Consider the following 24,670-nt stretch of genomic DNA (forward strand, 5'->3'; position numbering starts at 1 on the left):
TATGCGCATACTGATTGTCGACGATCATCCTTTGCTGCGCGAAGGCGTCGCGGCGGTCATCGCTGCCCAGGACGATATGTCCGTTGTGGCAGAGGCCTCAAGCGGGTCCGAGGCGATTGAAAAGTTTCGCGAGTATCGCCCCGACATCACGCTAATGGATCTGCAGATGCCAGGAACAAGTGGCGAGGAGGCTATACGCACCATCGCGAGCGAGTTTCCCCAGGCCCGCATCATTGTTCTGACGAACTACAGCGGCGATGCGCAAGTCATCAGGGCGATGAAATGGGGGGCGTCCGCGTACCTGCTAAAGAACATGCTGCGGACCGATCTGCTGAACACCATCCGCCAACTGCACCAGGGAAAGCGTTACTTCCCCAGCGAGGTCGCCGGAATCATCGCCGCACACATGATGGATGACGCACTGACGTGTAGAGAGATCGAAGTGCTGAGACTTGTGGCGCAGGGTCTCTCGAACAAAGAGATCGCCCATAGCATACATATCAGTGAAGAGACCGCGAAGTCGCATGTAAGTAACATTCTTTCCAAGTTGGGTGCACGCGATCGCACACAAGCCGTTGTCATCGCGGCTCGCCGCGGCATCATTGATATCTTGAGTGACCCTCCAGGCGTGTTGCCATAGGGGGCAAGGGTGCCTCTACTGAGTTGACATCACTCCATCACATCGATGTTGAGGTGCGAAATGTCCGAGGTATCAGCATTCCGTTTGTACGTATTGAGAGCCGCGTACGCATTGATTGCGGTCGGGCTCGCGCTCATGGTCTGGCCAAAGATGATTCAGCACGGATCTGGATCAAACTTGCTTTAGGACCACGCCTGCACAAGACGCAGCGATGAATTCGTATGCGAGTGGTCATCTACATGACCGCTATGATCTTTTAACGAATAATTGCGGCGACTACGCCAAATGAGTTCTTAGGTCGGGGGGAATGCATGTCCAAGGTGGTTTTCTAACGCCTACCTATCCGAACAAAATGACTACCGATTGGAATAATAACAGCGACATGATGCGGACAATAACTACGGCCCACCATTCGATGTAGAAAATTACAAGTATCCAACCGCAGGAGACTCATCATCGCGATGAATAAGATCAAAGCCATTCCATTTATTGTCCTTGGGACAATAGTGCATGTGATGCTTGTCGCCACAGTCTTCGGTGCCTATATCTCTTGTGATACACGCACTAACTGTGTGTCTACTGCCACGCGGGTTAGCGCAACAGTCCTAAGTTTTCCGATAAACCTTGTCTCATGGATTTGGGAGCGGGATGACGCAAGAATATCTAGCGGGTCATTCTTGATTCTTCTACTTAATTCGGTGCTTGCGGTTACTATCGTTTGGTTCTTTCTGAAGGCCATTGTCAGCCTGGGAAGGAAGTCCATCAGCGCGCCGAAAAAGTAAGGGACTATTCCGGCCATCGATTTCGAACGCCCGCCTTTGGGGCTAGGCGTTCAGTTAATCTATTGATCGTGTATCGAAGCCGGATTCCGAGTGGAATCCGGCTTTTTTGCGAGCCGCGGTTGCTGTAGGTGTAGGGCCTATGGCCTGAGCGTCCCTACCTCTGATGTTCCTACACTGCGATAGTAAGCTTGAAGCAGATGGGCCTCACTCCCAGAGCGGTTCGGGCAGCGCCTAACAACTCGTTCAAGACGAACGGCTACGCCGCCACTTAACTCCAACGTTGGGTTGTCCATGGAAGAATTCCGAATACGTCCTGGCTATGGAGCCTCGCATCTCAAGCTTATCGAGTTCCGTGGCGACCACAGAGCTGGAGGCTTCCCGTCTGTTCTCAAGCTACTGGAAGGTCAGCTAGCTGAGTTCTCATGTACTGGAAGCTGGCCGGCACCGGATGATTTTCTCTGGGAGTGCGTCTATGCCGGTGGTACCTTCGAATTGTTCAATGACTGGGGTGGCCTTTTTATCATTCCCACATACAACAATGACCAAGTTGTTGCGGATGTAGCGTCGGCCCTTGAAGCATCAGGTCAGTTTTGCTGTGCTGCAGAGAGCTGCTAATAACTCGTTCAAGGTAAACGCCTACGTCGCCGCTTAACTCTAGCCTTACTTGACGAATTCTGGCTGTTTGCCGCAGACCGCTCCGGCAACCGACACGGCATGACCATAGTCCTTGCCTGGCTTGCACATGGCTTCTTGAAGAAATGCGATAACCGTCGATCGATCTTCCTCGCTAACCCGTCGCAGCGAGTCGAAACCATCATCCCATTGATAGACGGACACGCTGTCCAGATACGGATCCAGTACATCCTCGTTCAAGAAGATGCTCGCGATGTACGGCGAGGGGCTTTTCTTTGAATACACCGCAAGGGGTGCGATGAAAGATGCGGCGCTGTCTGTACTGATGAGTAGTGGTCGAGAAAACGACAGAGCGCTCGGGTTCGACTTGAATTTCTGTATGTCCCAAATTTTCGCCACCCGGACTCCGTCCCGAGAAAAATGAATCCCTGCATGTTCGGCTCATCCACGTCTCCGCGATGGGGAGGCATGGCCGCTGTGCTTATCCAGTCACACCAGCCGTCACCATTGATGTCTATGGCCTGTGTGAATGGACTATTGGACGGCGTATTAGCGGCTCGATACTCCTGATGCATCTGTTTGTAAGGCGGCGCTTTGGGTGAGGGTTTGCACTGCTTGGCCGGCTTCAGCGACAGGTCGCCTGACTCAATCGCATGCGCGCGGGTGCATGCAAACACTGATACGACAGAAAAAAAGAACACCCAGCTCAAGGATTTCAATGAACACTCCGTTTGTCTTTTGACATTGCCCGACTTCATTTCCGCGTCAGGCGTTACAGGCCAACACCCTGAACGACTATGGAGCCAGAAGCGATGGGCGCCACGAGGTTTCAGTCTAGCCTTCGCTGGCCCCACACTCCGACCCCATAGGCCCTTTGCAGCCACCCCAACTACTGACGACCGGGCCATCGATACCTCGACGCCCTCCTAGCCCTAACCATCGATCTTCACGACAACGGTCACGATGTTATCGTGCAAAACGAATGTTACTGAGAGTGCGTTTAGCGCCATCGGGTGTGAAACATCATCTGATCGAGATGGGTGCGCACCGCGAATGCCGATGAAAGGGTTTCAGCGAATGGATTTCTGCGTGAGCTCAATGAGCCGTCGAGTACCGAAGTTGTCGGCTAGCGACAGGGTTAGGTATTCGCGCCGGAGATAAGCAAACTGCGGCAAGGTTAGGGATCGTCGACAAATCATTCGCGACGACATAATGGCCTGCCGTCATTGCACCAAACGAGCGCATTGTCCATGATGGTGCAATGAACGCATTGGCATGGCGGGTATGGGCGGAGCAGTTGACGACCGGGCTGGTCTTGGTCGATGCCGATTTGCGCGTGCAGTGGATCAATCCCGCGCTGGCCGAGCTGCTGGAAATCGGGCCGCGAAGTGCCGTGGGACAGCCGTTGGGTTTGCTTCTGCATGAGCCGGCTTGGCTGGCGCAGGCCGAACGGGTGCTGGCCGAACAGCGTGCCTTGCAGTTGCGTGGGATCAACCTGGTTTCCGCGCGCGGTGGCGAAACCATGGTGGACATCAGTCTGCAGCCGCTGGACGGCCCCAGCCTGCTGCTTGAGGTACACCCGCTGGCGGCGCCTGTGCCGGCGGCATCGCCGTTGTCGGCCACGTTGCGTGGCTTTGCCCATGAGGTGAAGAATCCACTGGCCGGCTTGCGCGGCGCGGCGCAACTGCTGCAGCGCCGGGTGGGCGACGAGGATCTGAAATCGCTGGCCGGGTTGGTGATTGCCGAAGCTGACCGCTTGGCTAGCTTGGCGAACCGGCTGCTGCATCACGATGGCGCGCCACGGTTGGCGTCGGTGAATATTCACGAACGGCTGGAACGCCTGAGCGATTTGCTGTTGGCCGAGCCGACGCCTGTGCAGTTGCGTCATGACTACGACCCCAGCCTGCCGGATGTATGGGGCGATGCCGACCGTTTGCAGCAATTGCTGCTGAATCTGGCGCGCAACGCGGTAGAGGCCGGTGCGCGAACGCTCACCTTTCGCACGCGTATCGAGCATGGCGTGCGGCTGAGTGAGCGGATCGCGCGCACGGCGCTGCGTGTGGACGTGATCGACGATGGCCCCGGCGTGCCGGCATCCATGCGTGACACCTTGTTTGAACCGCTGGTCTCCGGGCGTGCCGATGGCACGGGGCTCGGTCTGGCGCTGGCGCGTGAGATTGCCCGCGAACATGGCGGCGAACTGCGTTACGCCAGCCGATCGGGCGAGACGGTGTTTTCCTTGTATCTGCCGATAGGCCCGAGCCATGACTAAACAGCGCGCCGAGATCTGGATCGCCGACGATGACCGCGGCGTGCGCTTTGTATTGGCTGAAGCGCTGCGCGATGCCGGCCATGCGGTACGTGAATTCGGCGATGCCGATGCCGTGCGCGAGGCGCTGCAAACGATGCGGCCGGCATTGCTGCTGACCGATGTGCGCATGCCGGGCGAGGACGGCTTGTCCTTGCTGCTCGCTTTGAAGGAACAAGGTGTGGGTCCGGTGATCGTGATGAGCGCGTATACCGACGTCGCCACTACAGCGGCGGCCTATCGTGCCGGGGCGGTGGACTATCTGGCCAAGCCGTTCGATCTCGATCAGGCGGTGGCTGCGGTGGAGCGCGCATTGATCGATGAGCCTGCGGTTAGCGTCGTATTGGCGCCGGCCGCGCCGGCGCATGCGCTTTTGGGTGAGAGCGCGGCGATGCGCGAGGTGTTCCGTTTGATCGGCCGCGTCGCTGCCAGCGATCTCAATGTGTTGATTACCGGCGAGACCGGCACCGGCAAAGAGCTGGTGGCGCGTGCGCTGCATGAGGAAAGCGCACGCCGTAGCCGCCCCTTTGTCGCGCTCAATACGGCGGCGATTCCCAGTGAGTTGCTGGAGAGCGAGCTGTTTGGCCACGAGGCGGGTGCGTTCACCGGAGCCACGCGTCGTCATCCCGGCCGTTTTGAGCAAGCCGAGGGCGGCACCCTGTTTCTCGATGAAATCGGCGATATGCCCTTGGCCTTGCAGACGCGCTTGCTACGCGTGCTGGCCGGCGGCGAGTTTTATCGGGTCGGCGGGCGCGAGTTGATCCGTGGCAATGTGCGTATCGTCGCCGCGACCCATCAAGATCTGGATCAGCGCGTTGCCGCCGGACAGTTTCGCGCCGATCTGAAGCACCGGCTCGATGTGGTGCGCATCGCTTTGCCGGCGTTGCGCACGCGGCGCAGTGATATCCCCTTGCTGGCGCAGCATTTCATGGCCTCGGCGGCGCGCGAGCTGAATCTGCCGGCCAAGCGCTTTTCACGCGCGGCACTGAAATTGATCGAACAACGCGATTACCCAGGCAATGTGCGTGAGCTGGAAAACCTGTGTCGAAGACTGACCGTGATCGCGCCCGGCGTGGAGATTCTGCCGGCCGACCTTGCCGATGGATCGGCTGCCCATACCGGGCATGATTGGGCCGATGCCCTGCGTGACTGGGCCGAGCAGGCGCTGGCCGCCGGCGAGGAAGATATTCACGGCCGTGCGCGCGAAGCGCTTGATCGTACCCTGCTCGAAGCCGCCCTGGCCGCGCATCAAGGCCATCGCCAACATGCGGCCGCTGCGCTTGGCGTTGGCCGCAACACGCTTACCCGCAAACTCGGCGCCTCGCGGACGCGCAAGCCGAGCGGTGCATAAATAGACAGGCCACAACTCAGGCGATAACTGATGACCACACCCAAGATCCGTTCCGCCACGCCTGCCGATATCGCCCATCTCGTTGCCTGGAACACCGCGATGGCGTGGGAGACGGAGGCCAAACGGCTCGATCCTGCCGTGCTTGAGCGGGGCGTTGCCGCGGTGCTCGACGAGCCGCGGCGTGGCTTCTATCTGGTCGCCGAATGCGATGGTCTTGCCGTGGGCAGCTTGCTGGTGACTTACGAATGGAGCGATTGGCGTTGCGGCGACTTTTGGTGGATCCAGAGTGTCTACATCGCGCCTGAAGCGCGCCGCCGTGGGGTGTTTCGTGCGCTATACGCCGATGTTGCCGAGCGAGCCCGCGCCGCCGGTGCGGTCGGTCTGCGCTTGTATGTGGAGACCGAAAATCAACGAGCGCAGGCGACCTATACCGGGCTTGGCATGGAGCGGTGTCATTACTTGATGTACGAGGCTTCGCCGCTATAGGCGCGGCGATCGTCCGATGCGAGGGTCAATGCAGCGCCGTTACCGGCGCACTGAGACGGCCTTGCTCATCCAGCATGATGCGGCCGAGCGCATGCAGATCGGGCGGGATGCCGAAATGATCGGCCAGTGTCGCCACCAGCGAGCCCAGCGCCTGTGGTTGCAATGGATAGCCGTGGGCCAGTGCACGGGGCTGGCCGCCATGGCCGCGTTGGGCGACGGTGATGGCGACCACGCCAAGTCCGGGGGCCTCATGCGCGAATAAGGTGGGCGGATCGAAGCCGGGGTCGACCGCTGCCAGGATTTCCAGCAGGCCACCGGGTGAGGTTTCCACGCTGGCGGGCGCCTGCAGGCGCAGGGGCAGGCCATGGGCTTCGAGGAGAGCGGCGTACTGGCGCAGTTCAAACACGATGCCGGCGAACGCATGCGAACGCTGGGCCGGGTCGCCGGTTTGATCCTGCAGCCATTGCGCGGGCGAGGGTATGAATACCTTGCCTTCGGCGTAGCGCAGCTCAAAGCCACGTGAACTCAGGGTGATCTCTTCGCGGTAAGGCGTCAGCAAGGCGGCTTCAAGCAGGCTCCACAACGGGGCCAAATTGACGTGCTCGTATTGCACGCAGGTCAGCGCGAGCAGGTCGTTGCGGCTCAGATAGCGCACGTGTTCAAGCTTCACACCGAGCGTGCGCATCAACCAGTCGGCAGTACGGGCGCCAGCTTCGCCGCGGCCGACCAGTTCCACTTCCAGCCGCTCGCCCAGGGCTTCGGCCAGGTCGGCCGGTGCCAACAGGCTCAGCGGGAGTAGCCGCATCGGGCCGTCGGCATAGGTGGGGTCGGGCTCCAGCGGCTGGGCCGGCATATGGCCTTCATGGCTGCCAAAGGCGACTACGTTATCCAGATGGCCGCGCGGCACGCGGCGTGCCAGCTCGTCCAGGGTGGCCCACACCGGAAATCCGGGGCGCAGCAGCTCCACCGTATCGAACAAGGCACCCACGAGCGCCAGGCGTGCCTGATTCACTTGCGGCAACAGCGCATGCAGGTCGATGGCGATCAAGCCGGCCAGCTCGGCGGCCTCGTCGCGGCTCAGGCTAAGTCGCGGCGGCGTTTCGCCGGGCGACACTTCCAGTGCCAGTACGGCGGGCAGGGCGAGCAGCGATTGCGCTTCCAAGTGGGTTAAATCCAGAGCATTAAAGAGCGGCGATTCTAACATTCGCGTCCAAGTGCCTATTTTTAGATCTGCGCGAGCCGTTCTGGGATCACAAATAGGGGCTAATGGGCTTTCGCCGCGCGGCATAGCGGGTTAGCCTTGCCGCTCAGGTTCGGTCGGATTGCCAAGGGCATGGAAAACACGCAAAAGCGCGTCGGTGTGATCGGCGGTGTACGTATTCCGTTTTGCCGTAACAACACGGCATATGCGGATGTCGGCAATTTCGGCATGTCGGTGAAAGTGCTGGGCGCACTGGTCGAACGGTATGGCTTGCACGGTGTTGAGCTTGGCGAAGTGGCCATGGGCGCGGTCATCAAGCACGCCTCGGACTGGAATCTGGCGCGCGAAGCGCTGTTGTCCTCCGGCCTGGCACCGACCACGCCGGGCATTACCACGGCGCGTGCCTGCGGCACCTCGCTGGATAACGCCATCATCATTGCCAACAAGATCGCCGCCGGGCAGATCGAGGCCGGCATCGCGGGCGGTTCGGACACCACCAGCGACGTGCCGATCGTGCTGAGCGAGCGCCTGCGCAAGCGGTTGCTGGCGATCAATCGCGGCAAGAGCTGGCAAGACAAGCTGCGCGCCGCCACCCAGGGTTTCTCATTCAAAGAACTCAAGCCGGCGTTTCCCGGCGTGGCCGAGCCGCGCACCGGCAAATCGATGGGCGACCACTGCGAGCAGATGGCCAAAGAGTGGCAGATTCGCCGCGAGGCGCAGGATCAGCTTGCGCTCGATAGCCACCATAAACTCGCCGCCGCCTACGAGGCCGGTTTCTTCAACGATCTGGTCATTCCGTTTCGTGGCTTGAAGCGCGATGGTTTTCTACGCCCCGATTCCACGCTGGAAAAACTGTCCGCGCTGAAGCCCGCATTCGACAAGACCTCGGGCCGCGGCACGCTGACGGCGGGTAATTCCACCGGCTTGTCCGATGGCGCGGCGGCGGTATTGCTCGCCAGCGAAGATTGGGCCGCCAAGCGCGGCCTGACGATTCAAGCCTATCTGCGCGATGCCGAAGTTGCCGCCGTGGACTTCGTACACGGCGAGGGTTTGCTGATGGCGCCGACCGTTGCGGTACCGCGCATGCTTGCCCGTCACGGACTCACTTTGCAGGATTTCGACTACTACGAAATCCACGAGGCTTTCGCGGCGCAGGTGCTGTGTACGCTGCGGGCATGGGAGTCGGCCGACTACTGTAAAAACCGGCTCGGCCTCGATGCGCCATTTGGCTCGATCGATCCGGCCAAGCTCAACGTCAACGGTTCCAGCCTTGCCGCAGGCCATCCGTTCGCCGCTACCGGCGCACGCATTGTCGCCACGCTGGCCAGGATGCTTGAACAGAAAGGCTCCGGCCGTGGCTTGATCTCGATCTGCACCGCCGGCGGTATGGGCGTTACCGCGATTCTTGAAAGGCCTTAGGGTCTGGCGGGCCTTACCTGTGCCTCGTCTACGCATCACCGCCAGGTTGAGTCTGCTTGCGCTGTTTATTGGCGTTGCCGGCACCGATTGGCTTAGCGGACAAACGGCGGGCTGGGCAGGGCCGGCAAAGTCGCTCAAGCCGGTGTCGACGAGGCCAGTAACACAAGCGCGTGCGCATAGCAGGCCCGCGCCGCATATGGCGCCGCGACCGTCGAGCAGCGCCGTCGCAAGATCTCGGGCCACGGTCACGCGCGATGCACATGCCGAGGAGGCGCCCGCACTCGTACCGATTGCCATGCCGGCCGCTGCCTCGTCCTACGCCGAACTGCGCGGCCATCTCAATGGCCGGGTGTTGTTGCACCTGACCATCAACGGCCAAGGCCAGGTCACGACGGCGGCGATCAGCGAATCCAGCGGCGATGCCGTGCTGGACGCGCATGGGTTAAGCACAGTGCGCGGCTGGCGCTTCGCGGTTCCCGCCGATCATCCCAATGGCCTCAGCGGCGAGTTGTCGATGCGCTTCGATGCGGATGAAGCGGTCGCGCGTTCGTCGCTTTAAAGAATTCCCTTAACCCCGGCTCCAAAGGCGGTAATCAGCCGCGTATAGATCAATTTTGGCGATAGCGCGACGTCGGGGAAATCGCCGACCGGGGTATAGCAACTGAAGAAGGCGGGGTCGTTAGGGCGCATGGGTGTGCAACCGGCTTTGAAGTCATAGCTGGTGGCGTAGCGATAAGGCCATAAGTCGAACACCGGCAGGCTCTCGGAGATGTCGCCGATCACTTCGCTGATGCCGCTGAGCAGCGGTATCGATGGCTGGCGCGGCGCAATCACCCAGGCGTTTTCGGCTTGGGTATCGCGCAGGATGTCTTCGCGTAGTTGCGCGGCGAAATCGCGGTCGTAGACGATAACCCCGGCCTCGGTGTTGTAGTGGTCCGAACGTGGATCGAAGTTGTGCGAGCCGACCATGGCGAAGTTGTCGTCGACCACGATCGATTTGGCGTGCAGCCCGAAACGCCGGCCTGCGCTTATCAGCGGTGCTGGACGGCTACCGCGACCGCGCCGACTGCCGAACAGGCTGCGGGTTTCGCTGTTGGCGATGGGTTTGCGGTGATTGGCTGGCTTGGGCAGCGTGTTCAGGCCGGGCCCTCCATCTTCACTGGCGTAAGCGTTGTCCTCTGCCGGACCGGGTGCATGCGGTTTGAGTTCGTAGATCTCAAAACCATAGTTTTTGAGATAGCGTTTGCGATGTTTGTACGACAACGCATACACCGCGAAGGCGTCGGTGGAAGCCAGCGAATTGGTCGAGACGATGATCCGCGGCGGTGTTTCACGCTTGTGCAAGCGCTTGAAGATGGTTTGCGCGCGACGGCTCATCACCAGATAAGGCGTTTGCAGGAGCACTTCGTTTTGCGCCTCGCCGACCAGGCGCATCACTCTCGCAGTGAACTCGCGCGCGTTGCGTTTCTGCGGTTGCTGCGTCTTGGCCGGCAAGTCGCTGAAATACTCGACCAGGCTGGTGGTGCGCAGGCTGTCGGGGAGCAGGTTGTCGGCCAGCCAATCGGCATCGCCGGCTTCGTCTTGCACGCGTGCGACTCGGGCTGGGTGTGCGTAGTGCGGCGCTGGCCAGATCATCTCGGGCGATGTTCGCGGTGCAGCATCGTTGACGAGGCTTCGATTGACGTCGCGCAAATGAGTCAATGGAGTAGAGCGTTTGTGTGTCCAGAACAGCTCAAAGCTATGCGCCATGGCTTTGGCCGCCGCGCCGCCGACCATCACGTCGCGATCGACGTAGTCGAATTCGTCGTCCCAGTCGAAATAGCGGTCCTGGTAATTGCGTCCGCCGGTGATGCCGATGCTGTCGTCGACCAGCAGCAATTTGTTATGCATGCGCTGGTTGAACTTCATGAAGCAGCAGACGATGCCGGCGGCGAACTCCAGCGGCGGCGTTTGCGCCTTGTGGAAGGTCGGGTTGTACAGCCGCACTTCGAACTGGCTATGCACGCGGGCGAGGCGATTGAGCAGGTTCACATCGCCGAAGGAGAATAGCTGATCGGCGAGGATGCGTACCTGTACGCCGCGGCGCGATGCCTGCACCAGCTCGTCGAGGATCAACTGGCCGGCATCGTCCTGATCCCAGATATAGGTCTGCACATCAATGGACCGCCGCGCGCTGCGAATCAGGTTAAGCCGGGCCACCAATGCATTCTCGCTGTCGCTGAGCAGGGTGACGACGTTGACCGGCTGCGTGTCGGTAGATTCGGCCAGCGCCTGGGTCGCCGCGTCGAGCAAGGGCGATGGCACGGCGCAATGGTCGTCATGCTCGCAGGTGAGGGTATGGTCCACGCTGGCGGTGACCACCGTGTCGGCCCAGCGGATCTGGTTTTGCGACAGGCTGCAGCCTGCTAGCAAAGAAAGGGAGGTGAGCAGGAGGAGTAAGGTGATTCGGTGCAAGCACATGGGTGGAATGATAGGTGCTGCGCTATGCAGTTGCGCGAATGATGGGCGGGGCGTTGGTGGCAAAGCTAGCGGGCCTCATCGAGTGCAATCACCAAGCCCAGTTCCACGCGGTCGGACAACGCCGTGCGATAGCCGGTCATACCAAAATCGCCGCGTTGAATGCTGCCGTGCAGTTCAATCAGGCAGTTTTGCGGGCTACTGGACGAGCAGTGTGCAGGCAGCAGCTCGAAACGGGTGGGGCGGGTTACGCCACGTAGCGTCAGCCAGCCGTCCAATGCGCCGCCTTGCTCCAAGGCGGCGATCGGTACCGGCGCGGAAATGAAATGGATGGTTGTGTATTGCTCGGCGTCGAAAAATTCCGGCGCCAGGACCCAACGACGAAAGCGCTCCGAGTCCATACGTATGCTGTTCACCTCGATACGCGCATCGACGGTGGCGGTGTCATGGTGGGGGCTTAGCGTGATGTCGCCGTCGATCTGCTCGAAGCGACCGGTGATTTTGCGCAGCCAAAGCAGCCTGATACCGAACTCGGCATGTGATCGCTCAGTGGCGATGCGGTAATCGATGGCATGTGCCCTTGCGGGATGCAACAGCAAGGCCGGCAGTAAGCACAGCCATGCCGTGCGACATCGTCTTACGGCGACCAGAAGGCGTCCAGTCGGGCTTTGCCCGGCTCCAGCGGCCCTTGGTCCAGGTGCAGTACGGCCAATCCGCCCGGTGGCATACCGCGAAATTCGTCGGAGCGGCCTTCGACCAGGAGAGCAACCAGCCGTTCAAAGCCGGGGTTGTGCCCAACCAGCAATACCGTGTCGGCATCGTTGTGCTGGTCCAGCAGCGCGAGCAGTTCGCCTGGAGTGGCGTCATAGATTTCCTGGGCCAGCAGCGGCTCGGGGGACTGGCTTAGCGCAGCCAGTGCCAGCGTCGCGGTGGTCTTGGTGCGTTCGGCGTGCGAGCACAACACACGATCGGGCCGTTTGCCGTGCTTGGCTAACCAGACGCCGGCAGCACGGGCCTCCTGCTCGCCATGCTCACTCAGGTGCCGCTCCAGATCGCCACCCCCGGCCTTGGCCGGCTGGGCTTCGGCGTGACGCAACAAGATCAATTCGTGCATGGGGTACTCCTGGCTGAGGCGGTGCCGCGCGCGTCCCGCGGCGGTGGTGAGTCAATGTTGGCGTTTGATCCAGCGTAGTAAGGGCTTCCAGTCTTCTTGGTGACCACGGACGTGTTCGGAACTGTAGTCGAAGATACCTTTGCCCAGCGCGCTCAGCAGTACGTAGGCCTGGCTGTCGCGCAATTGTGCGACCAGCGGAAAAGGGGAATGTTCACGGACTTGTTCGACGGCGTCTTGGCTGGCGCGAGTCCACGGCTTCAGACGATTAGCGACCAGCGCTACCGGCAATTTGCCGCGCTTGATCCGGGCAATCTCTTTAAGGTGGGCGAGAAAGTTGAGCGTGGCGTCTAGATCGAATGGTGAGGGCAGCACCGGCACCAGCAGTACCTGGGCTTGCTCCAGATACGGCTCCAGCTCGCGCTCGTGCGAGCCGGCGGGGGTATCGATCAGCACACGCTGGGTGTCGGAGGGCAGTTTTTCCAGCGATTTACGGCCGCCTTCCAGCGCCAGCACGCCAGGGACATTGTCCGGGCGCTGCGCCGCCCAGCGATAACTGGAACCCTGGCGATCCGCATCGACGATAGCGGTGTGCTTGCCCTCCTGGGCCCACTGCGAAGCTAGCTGGGTGACCAGCGTGCTCTTGCCGCAACCACCCTTACTGCTCGCAACCAGCACCGTAAGCATGCGCCGCTCCACATCTGGACAGGTTGCGGGCAAGCGTACATGTGGAGCGGGGAATGGGGAACAGGGGGCGGAGAACGGAAAACACGAGGCTAGAACCGTCGGCGTAGAAGGCGATTGACGGGGTAGGCAGGGATGCGACGCTCTTGCCGTTCCCCGTTCCCCGTTCCCCGTTCCCCGTTCCCCTTATTTCCCCTGCGGCTGCCAATCCGTCGGCGGATCCACTGAAATGCTGTAATCGCGCAGGGCAGCCAGCAGCATGCTCATCTCGGTGCCGCCGCTGCGGGCCAGTGCCAGCAGATGCTGGGCGATGGCTTTATCCGAGGATGCGCGGCCTGACAGTTGGGCGAAGTTCTGCACCTGCCAAATCAGGCTGCGGCGGGCGCGCTTGGCATCTTCTTGCTGTTCGGCGTCACTGGACAAGACTTCGCGCAGATGCAGGCCAAGCGAACGCGCCAGTGGGCTCGCCCCCCATTCCAGGGTTTTGCCGAGTTTGAGGCAGTCGTCTTTCAGGGTGGGGTCGTCGCTATCGCTTTCGCACAGCTTGGCCGTGGCCTGCAAGCCTGCTTGCGGCAGGGTGCCGGCCACGCTGTAGACGATTAGCGCCTGTACGCCACTGGCGCCGGCGCTTGAGGCGGGGTCGACGATGTCGGCGGGCGGCGGCAGCGCAACCACCGCGTTGGCCAAAGCCTTCAGGCTGGCGCCGGTGTAGTCGTCATAAAGCTTGGCGGAGGCGGCTTTAGCAAGATCTTCGCGAGCGTCCTTTTTCTTTTCGTTACGCACGTCCTGGCCGAGCTTGAGCAGCCATACGGCGGCATTGTCGGGCGCCTGCTCGACCAGCTTGGCCTGCGCAGCTTCACTGGGGCAGGTATCGGCCTGGGCATCGCAGTCGCTCAACCTGACCCAGCTAACCTCCGGGCCGGTGTCATCGGCCTGGGAGGCACGTTCGATCAAGGTGTGAAAGTCGTTGTACTTGGGCTGATTCGGCAATGGCCGGGCAAGCAAGGCCGCGCCAAGCAAGGGCAAGGCATCGGCCCGCGGCGCCAACACGCTGATCAGGTCGCGCTGAAAGGCGATCAACGCTTGATTGCGCGCCACATCAGGCTTCTTGGCCGTAGCCGAGCCCGCCAAGGCGGGCGTCACCGGCAACACACAGGCCAGGGTCAAGGCCAGAAAGCGCAGTCCACGCATCACGTTCTCCATGGAAAACAAAGCCGCCAGCATACTGGCCGAGTATTAAGCGCGCCTGATTCGCGATTTCCGCTGCGCAGTACGAACACCCGTCCAATGAAGCGAGGATGAAGGCAGGTTGCGTGTTTCCGGGCGCGGTCTGTTCGCAGGATGGTAGCCTGCGTCATAAACAACGGAAGACCCGTTATGAATGAGTTATCTATGTTCGCCGAAGGGCGAGCACCTTGGTTTGTCGGCTGGGGCACGCTGGCGCTTATCAATGCCGGGCTGGCGCAGGGCAAGAACCGCAGCGGCCTGCTGTGGTTTCTGCTGTCGCTGGTGATTGGCCCGTTCGCCACCTTGCTGTTGGTACTGCTGCCTAAGCCGCGCTCCACCATGTTTTAGCCGTAGGAGCGCTTGGCGCTCCCACGGTCTACTTCACGGATTTGGGCGGTTGGGTTATTCGCCGAACGCTTCGCGCAAAAATTCCGGCTGGGCCAGCGCGCCGCGGTGAATGTCGGCGTTGTAGTAACGGGTGGGGAAGTTTTTGCTGATGGCGCCGCGCTCGCGGAAGCCAGCCAGATCGCCACCCTTGCGGGCCATGGTGCAGCTCCACCAGCCGGTGGGGTAGCACGGCTGCGGAAAGGGCAGGGTTTTTACTGCGGTGAAGCCGGCGGTGCGCATGGCTGAGCGCATCGACTTGATGAGTTCCAAATGGGCCAGCGGCGATTCGCTTTGCTGCACCAGGATGCCGCCATGGCGCAATGCCTTGTGGCAACTGGAATAGAACGCGGCATTGAACAAGCCTTCGGCCGGGCCGACCGGGTCGGTCGAATCGACGATGACCAGGTCCAGCGACTCAGGCTCGGCTTCGGCCATGTACTTGATGCCGTCGATGAACAGCAACTCGGCGCGCGGATCGTGGTTGGACTCGCACAGCTCGGGGAAGTACTGCTCGGCGAGGCGGGTGACGCGCTCGTCGATTTCCACCTGCACGGCCGATTCGACCTCCTCGTGCTTGAGCACTTCACGCAGCGTGCCGCAATCGCCGCCGCCGATAACCACCACACGCTTGGCGCGCGCATGAGTGAACAGCGCCGGGTGGGTCATCATCTCGTGGTAGAGGAAGTTGTCGCGGCTGGTCAGCATCACGCAGCCGTCGATCACCATCAGATTGCCCCAGTCGGTGGTCTGGTAGATCTCGATGGTCTGGAAAGGGGTTTTTTCTGCATGAAGCAGTTTCTCCACGCGAAAACCGATGGAGGAGCCGGAAGCCTGGTGTGCTTCGGTAAACCAGCTGAGCTGCTGCGACATGGAGGGCGATCCTGACGTGCGGGTAGGGTTCAAAGAGCGGGGATTGTAGCTGCAACGGCGGCTAACGGGCGCTAACGGCAATCCGGGCAGATCGGCACATTGTCACAGGCGCCCATTACAATGCCGGTCTGGCCTGGCGCAGCGACTCCGCAGCGAAGGCCGACAAGTCTGTCCGGCCCCGCGGCGTGCGAGGCTTCCGGCCGGCTGACTTCGTACGTCTAGGCGCGCCGCTGCGACGACATCATCCGTTAGTGTGAGTCTGGTATGTCTTCCGGTCATTCGGAAACATGGAACAGGCTCTAAGGAGATTGCAGTCTCATGGCGACCCCTCTCATGACTACCCCCTGGAACATTGCCGCATCCCGTCACACCTATGCCATCCCGCACTGGGGCGATGGCTACGTCGATGTGGATACCGCCGGCCATATCGTGATGCGTCCGCGTGGCGCCCATGGCCCGGCGTTGTCGCTGCCGGCTATTGTCGAGCGCGCACGCGCCGAAGGCCTGCGCTTGCCCTTGCTGGTGCGTTTTCCCGACATTCTGGCTGACCGCCTGGCGCGATTGCAGCGCGCCTTCGCCAAGGCGATCGATGAGTCGAGCTATGCGGGTGGCTATACGGCTGTTTATCCGATCAAGGTCAACCAGCAACGCGGCGTGGCCGGCGAGCTGGTCGCCGCCGGCGTCGAGGGCTTTGGCCTGGAGGCGGGCTCCAAGCCTGAGTTGATGGCGGTGCTGGCGATGGCCCGCCCCGGCAGCATGGTGATCTGCAACGGCTATAAAGACCGCGAATACATTCGGCTGGCGCTGATCGGCCGCAAGCTCGGCCTGCGCGTCTATATCGTGATCGAGAAGCTCTCCGAGCTGGATCACGTGTTGGCCGAGGCGAAGGCACTAGGTGTCGAGCCTTTGCTTGGCGTGCGCGTGCGGCTGGCCTCGATCGGTGCCGGCAAATGGCAGAACACCGGCGGCGACAAGGGCAAGTTCGGCCTGTCGCCCAGCCAGGTACTGAGCTTGATCCGTCGGCTGGACGAGGCCGGTCTCAAGCACACGCTGAAATTGCAGCATTTCCACATGGGCTCGCAGATCTCCAATGTGCGCGACATCGCCGCCGGCATGCGCGAGGCGACCCGTTATTTTGTCGAGCTGCGCCACATGGGCGTGCCGCTGGAGATCGTCGACGTCGGCGGTGGCCTGGGTGTGGACTACGAAGGCTCGCGTTCGCGCAGCCACAATTCGATCAATTATTCGATCGAACAATATGCCGCGACCATCGTGCAATCGCTGGCCGAGGCGGTGGCCGAGAACGGATTGGCCGCGCCACATATCGTTACCGAAGCCGGTCGCGCCATGACCGCGCATCACGCGGTCATGGTGGTCAATGTGACCGAGGTGGAAGAAGTGCCGGCCGGTGCGATCCCCGTGCCCCGCGAAGACGAGCCAGCCGTGCTGCGTCATTTGCGCGAGACCTATGCCGAACTGGACAGCCGCCCCGCGCTGGAGCTGTTCCACGAGGCGCAGCATCATCTGGTCGAGGGCCAGACGCTGTATGCGCTGGGCCAGTTGGCACTCGCCGATCGCGCCCGTCTCGACGACATGTATTACGCCATCGCCAATGCGGTCCGCAAACGTCTGTTGCCGGCCGAACGTGCGCACCGACAGGCCTTGGACGAGTTGGACGAGAAGTTGGTGGACAAATATTTCGCCAATTTCTCGGTGTTCGAGTCGGTGCCGGATATCTGGGCCATCGAGCAGATTTTTCCGATCGCGCCGATCGCGCGGCTGGACGAAGAGCCGACCCGCCGTGGCGTGATTGTCGATCTCACCTGCGATTCGGATGGCCGTATCGATCATTACGTCGATGCCGAGGGCGTCGACGTGAGCCTGCCGCTGCATCCGCTCAAAGAGGGCGAAAGCTACCGGCTCGGCATTTTCATGGTCGGCGCCTATCAGGAGACCTTGGGCGATATCCATAACCTGTTCGGCGATACCGATGCGGTGAATGTGCGCGTGGACGGTGACTCGTATGTTTTTGCGCACAAGCGTAGCGGCGATACCACCGACCTGATGCTCGACTATGTGGGCTACGACCTGGAGGCATTGCGCGCTAGTTATCGCGAGCGCATTGCCGCCGCCGGGATGCAAGGCGAAGCGGCCGAGCAGCTATTTGTCACATTGAATGCAGGATTGACCGGCTACACCTACCTGTCTGAAGGCGTCAGCTAAGTGATGTAGAAGCTCACCAAGTGAGCTAGAACAACCGTTCCCCCCACTGAAGGAATAGTTATGGCAAATCTGCAAGGCAAAGTAGCGTTGATTACCGGTGCAGCCAGCGGTATCGGCAAGGCGATTGCCGAGTTGTATGCGAAAAACGGCGCCATGGTGGCGATTGCCGACATCAACCAGCAGGCGGCCGATGCGGCGGCGGCGGAAATCAATGCGGCCGGGGGCAAGGCGATCGGTATCGCGATGGATGTCACCGACGAGGCGGCGGTAAACGCAGGCACCGATAAAGTGGTGGCGACCTTCGGTCAGTTGGATATTTTGATCTCCAATGCCGGCGTGCAGATCATCAACCCGATCGATCAGTTTGCGTTCGCCGACTGGAAGAAGATGCTGGCGATCCATCTGGATGGCGGCTTCCTCACCACCAAGGCCGCGCTCAAGTACATGTACAAGGACAATCACGGCGGCGTCGTGATCTATATGGGTTCGGTGCATTCGCACGAAGCCTCTAAGCTGAAATCAGCCTATGTCACGGCCAAGCACGGCTTGTTGGGCCTGGCCCGCACGCTGGCTAAAGAAGGCGCTGCGCATAACGTGCGTTCGCATGTGATCTGTCCAGGTTTTGTGCGAACCCCACTGGTGGAGAAGCAGATTCCCGAGCAGGCCAAAGAGCTGGGCATCAGCGAGGCTGATGTAATCAAGACCGTCATGCTTAAAGACACCGTCGATGGCGTATTCACCACGGTGGAAGACATCGCCGAAACCGCGTTGTTTCTGGCCGCTTTCCCGTCGGCTGCATTGACGGGTCAATCGTTCGTGGTCAGCCACGGCTGGTACATGCAGTAAGCGCGTGCGTTGCCTCGCCCGGTATGGCCGGGCGAGGCTGAGCGTGTCCTTTCGGAAGGTATCAGGCCCGCATCGATAGTTGCGGGTCCAGTGGTCCAGTCGCCAGGAGTATGTATGAAGATCGCCGATGTCAAAGCGAACGCATTTGCCATGCCGTTGACCAGTCCGGCCTTCCCCCCCGGACCGTATCGATTCGTTAACCGCGAGTTTCTGATTATCACGTATCGCACCGATCTCGATGCGTTGCGCGCGGTGGTACCCGAGCCGCTGGAAGTGACCGAGCCGTTGGTCAAATACGAATTCATCCGCATGCCTGATTCCACCGGCTTCGGCGACTACACCGAATCGGGTCAGGTGATTCCGGTCAGCTTTCGTGGTCAGCACGGCGGCTATGTGCATTCGATGTACTTGAACGATCACCCCCCCATCGCCGGCGGTCGCGAGCTGTGGGGCTTCCCCAAGAAGCTGGCCAGTCCGCTGCTGGAAACCGAGATCGATACCTTGGTCGGTACTCTGGACTACGGCAAGGTGCGGGTGGCCAAGGCCACCATGGGTTTCAAGCATCGCCAGGCCGATCAGGCGGCCGTGCTGGCGGCACTGGCCGCGCCGAATTTTCTGCTGAAGATCATTCCGCATGTGGACGGCACGCCGCGGATCTGCGAACTGGTCCGCTACTACACCACCAATGTCACCTTGAAAGGTGCGTGGAATGGTCCGGCGTCGTTGGAGCTGCATCCGCATGCGCTGGCGCCGGTGGCGGATCTACCGGTACTCAAAGTGGAATCGGCCTTGCATTTCATCACCGATCTCACCCTCGATCTGGGCACTGTCGTGCATGACTACCTGGCCAATGACTGATGGATATCCCCAAGAGCAAATCGCATAAGCCGGCCGAGCAACATCCATTGCAAGCCGTGCGCGATAAGTATCAGTTGACCGCGCTGGTGCTACAGGGCGGCGGCGCCTTGGGCGCCTATCAGGCCGGCGTGTATCAGGCGCTGGACGAGGCCGGGTTACAGCCGGACTGGATCGCCGGTATCTCGATTGGCGCATTGAACGCCGCGATCATTGCCGGCAATGCGCCGCAGCACCGGGTCGAGCGACTGCACGAGTTCTGGGACACGATCTGCCAGCCGCCGTTTTTCCCCGCGCCGTTTGCCTCGCCGATGTTCGACAATCTGAGCTGGCCTATGCAGCTACAGAATGGGTTTAGCGGCCTGGCCGCATGGCGGGCGATGACCGAGGGCCAGGCGGGCTTTTTTTATCCCCGTATTCCACCGCCGTTTTTCCAGATGAAGGCGGGCCCTGCCAACGCGAGCTTCTACGACACGGCACCACTGCGCAGCACGTTGGAGCGGTTGGTCGATTTCGATCGCATCAATGATGCGCGCGCCATGCGAGTGTCGGTGGGTGCGGTGAACGTGCGCACGGGTAACTTCGCCTATTTCGATAACACCCAGGGGCCGTTGCGCGCCGAGCATTTCATGGCCTCCGGCGCACTGCCGCCGGGTTTTCCGGCGGTGGAAATCGATGGCGAATTTTACTGGGATGGCGGCATGGTTTCGAATACGCCGCTGTACAAAGTATTGGCCGAGCGTCCCTGCCATGACGCACTGATTTTCCAGGTCGATCTTTGGAGCGCCGTAGGCGAGCTGCCGCGCGACCTGACCGAGGTCGCCGCGCGTACTAAAGATATTCAGTTCTCCAGCCGTACCCGCATGGTCACTGAGTACATGCGCCTCAATCAGGAAAATCAGCGCCTGATGCACGATTTGATGGCGCTGGTGCCGGCCGAACGCCATGGCGAACTGGCCTATCGCCGCGCCGAGGCGCGCGCCTCCGGTGCGCTGACCAATCTGGTGCATCTGATTTATCGCAACAAGCCCTACGAAGGGCATTACAAAGACTACGAATTCAGTGCCAATAGCATGCGCGAACATTGGCGCAGCGGCCTGGCTGACATGCAGCACACGCTGACACATCCGCAGTGGCTCAACGCGCCCAGCCCGGAACACCCCTTTGTCACGCATGACGTGCATCGACATGATTAATCCCTCCCAAGGACTTCTGGCATGACCCTTAAAGCGGCTTTTATCGGCCTCGGCGCCATGGGCACACCCATGGCAGGACATCTGCAATCGAAGGGGCTGCTGCATGCCGTGGCCAATCGCACGCACGCCAAGGCGCAGGCACTGGCGCATGAACTCGGCGTTATCGCGCCGGCCACCCTGGCCGAGCTGGCTGCATCGTGCGATGTGATCGCTCTATGCGTTACCGCCGACGCGGATGTACTCGCTACGGTGGATGCGTTGGCGGCGCACCTCAAGCCTGGCGCCATCGTCATCGATCATTCCACCGTGGCGCCGGATACCGCCAAACAGGCGGCGAGCCGCCTCAATGCGGTCGGTGCGCATTTCCTCGATGCGCCGGTTTCCGGTGGTGTTGAGGGCGCGAAGAACGGCAAGCTATCGGTGATGGTCGGTGGCGAGGCGCAGGTGCTGGAGCGTGCGCGGCCGGTGTTGGAAGCCTATGCCTTGCGGGTTACGCATATGGGTGGTGTCGGCGCCGGGCAGGCCACCAAGGCGGTCAATCAAGTGTTGGTCGCCGGCATCGCACAAGCCGTATGCGAAGGGCTGGCTCTGGGCGAGGCACTGGGGCTTGCACCCGAGCATCTGCTGCCCACGCTGGGTGCGGGCGCCGCCGGTAGCTGGTTCTTGGAAAAGCGCGGCGCGACCATGTTGCGCAACGAGTTTTCCGTTGGTTTCAAACTCGCCTTGTTGCACAAGGATCTCGCTATTGTCCGGGGCATTGCCGAGCAGGCCGGAACCGGCCGCAACGTGATCGAGCGCTCGCTGGCCGACTACGCCGAGTTGATGAGCCAGGGCTATGGCGATGACGATATCTCCGCGCTGATTCGGCTCAAGCGGCACGGCTGATGTAAGAGCCTGCTCAAAGTCTCCCGGTGGCCCCCGCCGGGAGCGGTTTACGCGCAGGACAAGGAAGAGCGAAAGAGTGTATGTCCGTACACGACGGAGTGCGGACAGATTCTGTCGGCCGTCCTTGGCGGAGGTGCGGGCGCGGCAGCCGGCGGCGGTGGCGCGATTCTCATAATCATCATCGGCCCGATCAAGTCGAAGCTCGGCAAGGGCGGCTGATTGAAACAAACAAGGGCGCCATCGGCGCCCTTGTTTCGTTACAGACATCGCTTGATGCCGTGGTGCTTATTTATTTGCCTTCTTTCAGCGCGATCGCACTGATTCCGGCTGAGGACAAGCGTTGCTTGGTGGCTTCCAGCTCGGTCGCCGAACGGAAGGGGCCGAGGCGGACGCGGTTGTAGCTCTGTCCATTGACGTTGACGCTGGCTACGTTGGCGACAAAACCTTGCAGGGCGAGCTTGGCCTTCAGACTTTCGGCATCGGCTGCGCTGGGGAAGGCACCCACCTGCAGCAGGTAGCCACTGCCGCCAGCCGGTGCGGCGGCCACGGGGGCGGCCGGTGCGGCGGTGATGTTTTCGGTGACCGCAGGGGGCGTATTGGTGACCGCGGGTTTCTGCGCGGCAGCCTGTTGTTGCGCCTGCGCGGCCTGTTGCTGCGCGGCGACCTGTTTCTGCTGTGCCTCGGCGCGGGCTTGCGCGCTGATCTCCGCATCAGGAATGCGTACTTCTTTCTCAGAGAGCACCGAATAGAAATCGAACTGCGGTTTCTTCGGTGCGGTGGTGCTCTCGCTGGCGGCCGGCTGCTCGACAGCGCCTGGTTCACTACCGCGTTGCGCCGTGGCTTGGGAGTTCGGCTGGGGGGCGTCGCCGGATTTGCCGCCCATCGGAAGCTGGCCGCGCCATACGAACATCAGCACGGCGCCAATCAGCACGCCGATGATGGCCCAGCCCCATGCCGGAAAACCGCCGCTGTTATTGCGTACGGCCTGGCGGCCCTTGCTCTTGCGTGCTGCCATTACATGCTCTCCGGGGCGTCGAGGCCCAGCAAACCGAGGCCATTCTTCAACACTTGCCGGGTCGCCGTCAGCAGGGCGAGGCGGGCATCGCGAAGTTCGGTCTCGTCGATCAGTACTTTGTGTTTGTCGTAGAAGGTGTGCAATGCGTTGGCCAGTTCGCGCAGCCAGTTCGCAATCAGGTGCGGCTCCAGGCTGGCGGCCGCGATTTCGACCATTTCCGGGTAACGCGACAGCTCGGTCAGTAGCGCCTGCTCATCCTCATTGCCGAGCAGGGCCAGTTGCCGCAGGCCGTCTTCGATGCGGAAACTCCAGCCTTTCTCCCCCAACTGACGGAATACCCGGCAGATGCGTGCATGCGCATATTGCACGTAGTAGACGGGATTGTCCCGGCTCTGCGAGCGGGCCAGGTCGATATCGAAGACCAGTTGGGAATCGGCTTTGCGGGCAATCAGGAAGTAACGCGTGGCATCGCGGCCGACCTCGTCGATCAGATCGCGCAGGGTGAGGTAGGAGCCGGCACGCTTGGAGATCTTCACCTCTTCGCCGCCACGCAACACGGTCACCATCTGGTGCAGCACGTACTCCGGCCAGCCCTTGGGGATGCCGCAATCGAGCGCCTGCAGGCCGGCTTTCACGCGGGCCAGGCTGCCATGGTGGTCCGAGCCAAGCTCGGTGATCGCGCGCTCGTAGCCGCGCTGCCACTTGCTCAGGTGATAGGCCACGTCCGGCAAAAAGTAGGTATAGGTGCCGTCGGACTTGCGCATGACGCGGTCTTTGTCGTCACCGAAATCGGTACTGCGCAACCACAGTGCGCCGCCTTCCTCGTAGGTATGGCCGTGAGCGATCAATTCGCGCACGGTCTCTTCCACTTTGCCGTCGCTGTACAGCGATGACTCCAGGAAATAGGTGTCAAAACCGACGCCGAACGCCTGCAGATCAAGGTCCTGTTCGCGGCGCAGGCTCGCCACGGCGAACTGACGGATCGCATCGAGGTTGTCGATGTCTTTCGCGCCGGTAACGGTGTGACCGTCGGCCACCACTGATTCGCCCGCCAGATAGGCCTTGGCGACATCGGCGATGTAGTCGCCGCGGTAACCGTCTTCCGGCCAGCCGGCATCGCCTGGGTTATGTCCCTTGGCGCGTGCCTGCACCGAAATCGCCAGATTCTGGATCTGCACGCCGGCATCGTTGTAGTAGAACTCGCGCTTTACGTTCCAGCCGGTCGCATCCAGCAAGCGGCTCAGGCAGTCGCCGATGGCCGCCGCGCGGCCATGGCCGACATGCAGCGGACCGGTCGGGTTCGCCGAAACGAACTCCACACCTGCTGTTTTACCGTTACCGGTGCGGCTGCGGCCGTAGGCATCTGCTTCGGCGATGATGCGCTGCAGTTCGGCGTGATACGCGCCGGCTGCCAGAAAGAAGTTGATGAAACCCGGCCCGGCGATCTCTACCTTGGCCACCAGCGTATTGGCGGGTATGGCGGCGACCAGCTTTTCCGCCAGCTCGCGTGGTTTGGCGCGTGCGGGCTTGGCCAGCAGCATCGCTGCATTGCTGGCGAAATCACCATGCTCGCGGCTACGCGCGCGTTCGATCACGAAGTTCGGCACTTCGAGTTCGGCGGGCAGGGTGTTGTCGTTTTGCAGGGTGCGAATGGCCTGCAGCAGCAGTTCGCGCAGCTGTTCTTTCACGGATAGGGTCAAGCGGCAATGGAACCGGTAATGCTAGCAGACCGACGTACGTCGCCGTTGTCCAGGCTTATGGCGGGTGTTTATCTGGGGCCGTAGCTGGTCTGCCCGCATCTCTTCGGTGCGCTGGCTCGACAGCCAGCCAGGCTGCCTTCCCCATCACCCCTGTGATCTGCGAGCAAACAACTACGGTGAACGCCTGCGTTGAATAGATCAGGGCATCCTTAACGTGCTGCGATGCGGTGGGAAAGGCTGTGGATAAGTCTGTGAGGAACCTCGTGGCGCGGGTCTTTCACAATCGCTGTCGTCGGTTAGAAATGCCTTTGCCATAAAAATAATTGTTTAAAAATAAATAGTTATAAGACCATTGTGAGGCGATGAACAAGATCGGGCCGGCAAGGGCCGCGCT

The 24,670-nt window shown here is 61.2% G+C and carries 22 protein-coding genes; 12 read left to right on the top strand and 10 right to left on the bottom strand.

The window, feature by feature from the left end; all coding sequences use genetic code 11:
- Nucleotide 1 precedes the first annotated feature (1 nt).
- A complete protein-coding gene (locus tag DVJ77_RS14940; RefSeq protein ID WP_225428022.1) occupies nt 2-640 on the top strand; it encodes a response regulator in 639 nt (212 codons plus the stop codon).
- A 1,442-nt stretch (nt 641-2,082) separates the two neighbouring features.
- Here DVJ77_RS14940 and DVJ77_RS21145 read toward each other — a convergent pair.
- Complete coding sequence (locus DVJ77_RS21145) at nt 2,083-2,454, bottom strand: hypothetical protein (RefSeq protein WP_162791505.1); 372 nt, start codon at nt 2,452-2,454, stop codon at nt 2,083-2,085.
- Nucleotides 2,455-3,316: 862 nt separating this feature from the next.
- Between DVJ77_RS21145 and DVJ77_RS14960 the strand changes: the two genes are divergently transcribed.
- The 3 genes from DVJ77_RS14960 to DVJ77_RS14970 are packed head-to-tail and all read left to right on the top strand — an operon-like array spanning nt 3,317 to nt 6,200.
- Entirely contained in the window at nt 3,317-4,327 is a 1,011-nt protein-coding gene (locus DVJ77_RS14960; RefSeq protein ID WP_114846300.1) for a two-component system sensor histidine kinase NtrB, read from the top strand.
- A complete protein-coding gene (ntrC, locus tag DVJ77_RS14965) occupies nt 4,320-5,714 on the top strand; it encodes a nitrogen regulation protein NR(I) (RefSeq protein ID WP_114846301.1) in 1,395 nt (464 codons plus the stop codon). The genes DVJ77_RS14960 and ntrC overlap by 8 nt, the downstream gene beginning before the upstream one ends.
- A 30-nt stretch (nt 5,715-5,744) precedes the next feature.
- On the top strand, nt 5,745-6,200 hold the full coding sequence (locus DVJ77_RS14970) for a GNAT family N-acetyltransferase (protein WP_114846302.1): 456 nt from the start codon (nt 5,745-5,747) through the stop codon (nt 6,198-6,200).
- 25 nt (nt 6,201-6,225) lie between these two features.
- Here DVJ77_RS14970 and DVJ77_RS14975 read toward each other — a convergent pair whose 3' ends face one another.
- Entirely contained in the window at nt 6,226-7,362 is a 1,137-nt protein-coding gene (locus tag DVJ77_RS14975; protein ID WP_114846359.1) for a hypothetical protein, read from the bottom strand.
- A gap of 171 nt (nt 7,363-7,533) precedes the next feature.
- Here DVJ77_RS14975 and DVJ77_RS14980 point away from each other — a divergent pair, with 171 nt between their 5' ends.
- Nucleotides 7,534-8,820: an acetyl-CoA C-acetyltransferase gene (locus tag DVJ77_RS14980; protein ID WP_114846303.1), complete on the top strand. Its 1,287-nt coding sequence runs from the start codon at nt 7,534-7,536 to the stop codon at nt 8,818-8,820.
- A 19-nt stretch (nt 8,821-8,839) separates the two neighbouring features.
- Complete coding sequence (locus DVJ77_RS14985) at nt 8,840-9,379, top strand: energy transducer TonB (protein WP_114846304.1); 540 nt, start codon at nt 8,840-8,842, stop codon at nt 9,377-9,379.
- Here DVJ77_RS14985 and DVJ77_RS14990 read toward each other — a convergent pair.
- The 5 genes from DVJ77_RS14990 to DVJ77_RS15010 all read right to left on the bottom strand — a co-directional run bounded on the left by DVJ77_RS14990 (nt 9,376) and on the right by DVJ77_RS15010 (nt 14,263).
- Nucleotides 9,376-11,280 (bottom strand): phospholipase D-like domain-containing protein, encoded by a 1,905-nt coding sequence (locus DVJ77_RS14990; RefSeq protein ID WP_114846305.1) that lies wholly within the window; start codon nt 11,278-11,280, stop codon nt 9,376-9,378. The genes DVJ77_RS14985 and DVJ77_RS14990 overlap by 4 nt on opposite strands.
- Before the next feature lie 65 nt (nt 11,281-11,345).
- A complete protein-coding gene (locus tag DVJ77_RS14995; RefSeq protein ID WP_225428023.1) occupies nt 11,346-11,870 on the bottom strand; it encodes a YceI family protein in 525 nt (174 codons plus the stop codon).
- A gap of 44 nt (nt 11,871-11,914) precedes the next feature.
- Complete coding sequence (locus DVJ77_RS15000) at nt 11,915-12,391, bottom strand: SixA phosphatase family protein (protein ID WP_114846307.1); 477 nt, start codon at nt 12,389-12,391, stop codon at nt 11,915-11,917.
- Nucleotides 12,392-12,442: 51 nt separating this feature from the next.
- Complete coding sequence (locus tag DVJ77_RS15005) at nt 12,443-13,075, bottom strand: ParA family protein (protein WP_114846308.1); 633 nt, start codon at nt 13,073-13,075, stop codon at nt 12,443-12,445.
- Nucleotides 13,076-13,258: 183 nt separating this feature from the next.
- Nucleotides 13,259-14,263 (bottom strand): hypothetical protein, encoded by a 1,005-nt coding sequence (locus tag DVJ77_RS15010; RefSeq protein ID WP_191983702.1) that lies wholly within the window; start codon nt 14,261-14,263, stop codon nt 13,259-13,261.
- A gap of 186 nt (nt 14,264-14,449) precedes the next feature.
- Here DVJ77_RS15010 and DVJ77_RS15015 point away from each other — a divergent pair, with 186 nt between their 5' ends.
- Nucleotides 14,450-14,647, top strand: a complete 198-nt coding sequence (locus DVJ77_RS15015) for an antitermination protein NusB (RefSeq protein ID WP_114846309.1) — start codon at nt 14,450-14,452, stop codon at nt 14,645-14,647.
- A gap of 54 nt (nt 14,648-14,701) precedes the next feature.
- Here the strand turns inward: DVJ77_RS15015 and speE are convergent, their stop codons facing one another.
- A complete protein-coding gene (gene speE, locus DVJ77_RS15020) occupies nt 14,702-15,556 on the bottom strand; it encodes a polyamine aminopropyltransferase (protein WP_114846310.1) in 855 nt (284 codons plus the stop codon).
- A 333-nt stretch (nt 15,557-15,889) separates the two neighbouring features.
- Here speE and speA point away from each other — a divergent pair, with 333 nt between their 5' ends.
- The 5 genes from speA (at nt 15,890) to DVJ77_RS15045 (ending at nt 21,561) form a co-directional block, all read left to right on the top strand.
- Entirely contained in the window at nt 15,890-17,779 is a 1,890-nt protein-coding gene (gene speA, locus DVJ77_RS15025) for a biosynthetic arginine decarboxylase (RefSeq protein ID WP_114846311.1), read from the top strand.
- 60 nt (nt 17,780-17,839) lie between these two features.
- Nucleotides 17,840-18,625, top strand: coding sequence for a 3-hydroxybutyrate dehydrogenase (locus DVJ77_RS15030; RefSeq protein WP_114846312.1), 786 nt, complete (start codon nt 17,840-17,842; stop codon nt 18,623-18,625).
- Between the two features lie 114 nt (nt 18,626-18,739).
- Entirely contained in the window at nt 18,740-19,483 is a 744-nt protein-coding gene (locus DVJ77_RS15035) for an acetoacetate decarboxylase (RefSeq protein ID WP_114846313.1), read from the top strand.
- Nucleotides 19,483-20,676 (top strand): patatin-like phospholipase family protein, encoded by a 1,194-nt coding sequence (locus tag DVJ77_RS15040; protein ID WP_114846314.1) that lies wholly within the window; start codon nt 19,483-19,485, stop codon nt 20,674-20,676. The genes DVJ77_RS15035 and DVJ77_RS15040 overlap by 1 nt, the downstream gene beginning before the upstream one ends.
- Nucleotides 20,677-20,697: 21 nt before the next feature.
- A complete protein-coding gene (locus DVJ77_RS15045; protein WP_114846315.1) occupies nt 20,698-21,561 on the top strand; it encodes an NAD(P)-dependent oxidoreductase in 864 nt (287 codons plus the stop codon).
- 289 nt (nt 21,562-21,850) lie between these two features.
- On the opposite strand, the gene DVJ77_RS15050 is transcribed toward DVJ77_RS15045, so the two are convergent.
- Both DVJ77_RS15050 and argS read right to left on the bottom strand, forming a co-directional pair.
- Nucleotides 21,851-22,576 carry an SPOR domain-containing protein gene (locus DVJ77_RS15050; RefSeq protein WP_114846316.1) on the bottom strand — a complete coding sequence of 242 codons (726 nt, stop codon included), beginning with the start codon at nt 22,574-22,576 and terminating at the stop codon, nt 21,851-21,853.
- Nucleotides 22,576-24,264 carry an arginine--tRNA ligase gene (gene argS / locus DVJ77_RS15055; RefSeq protein WP_114846317.1) on the bottom strand — a complete coding sequence of 563 codons (1,689 nt, stop codon included), beginning with the start codon at nt 24,262-24,264 and terminating at the stop codon, nt 22,576-22,578. Before argS ends, DVJ77_RS15050 begins: the two co-directional genes overlap by 1 nt.
- Nucleotides 24,265-24,670 lie beyond the last annotated feature (406 nt).

It is taken from the genome of Dyella tabacisoli (genome assembly GCF_003350925.1).
Taxonomy (GTDB): Bacteria; Pseudomonadota; Gammaproteobacteria; order Xanthomonadales; family Rhodanobacteraceae; genus Dyella_C; species Dyella_C tabacisoli.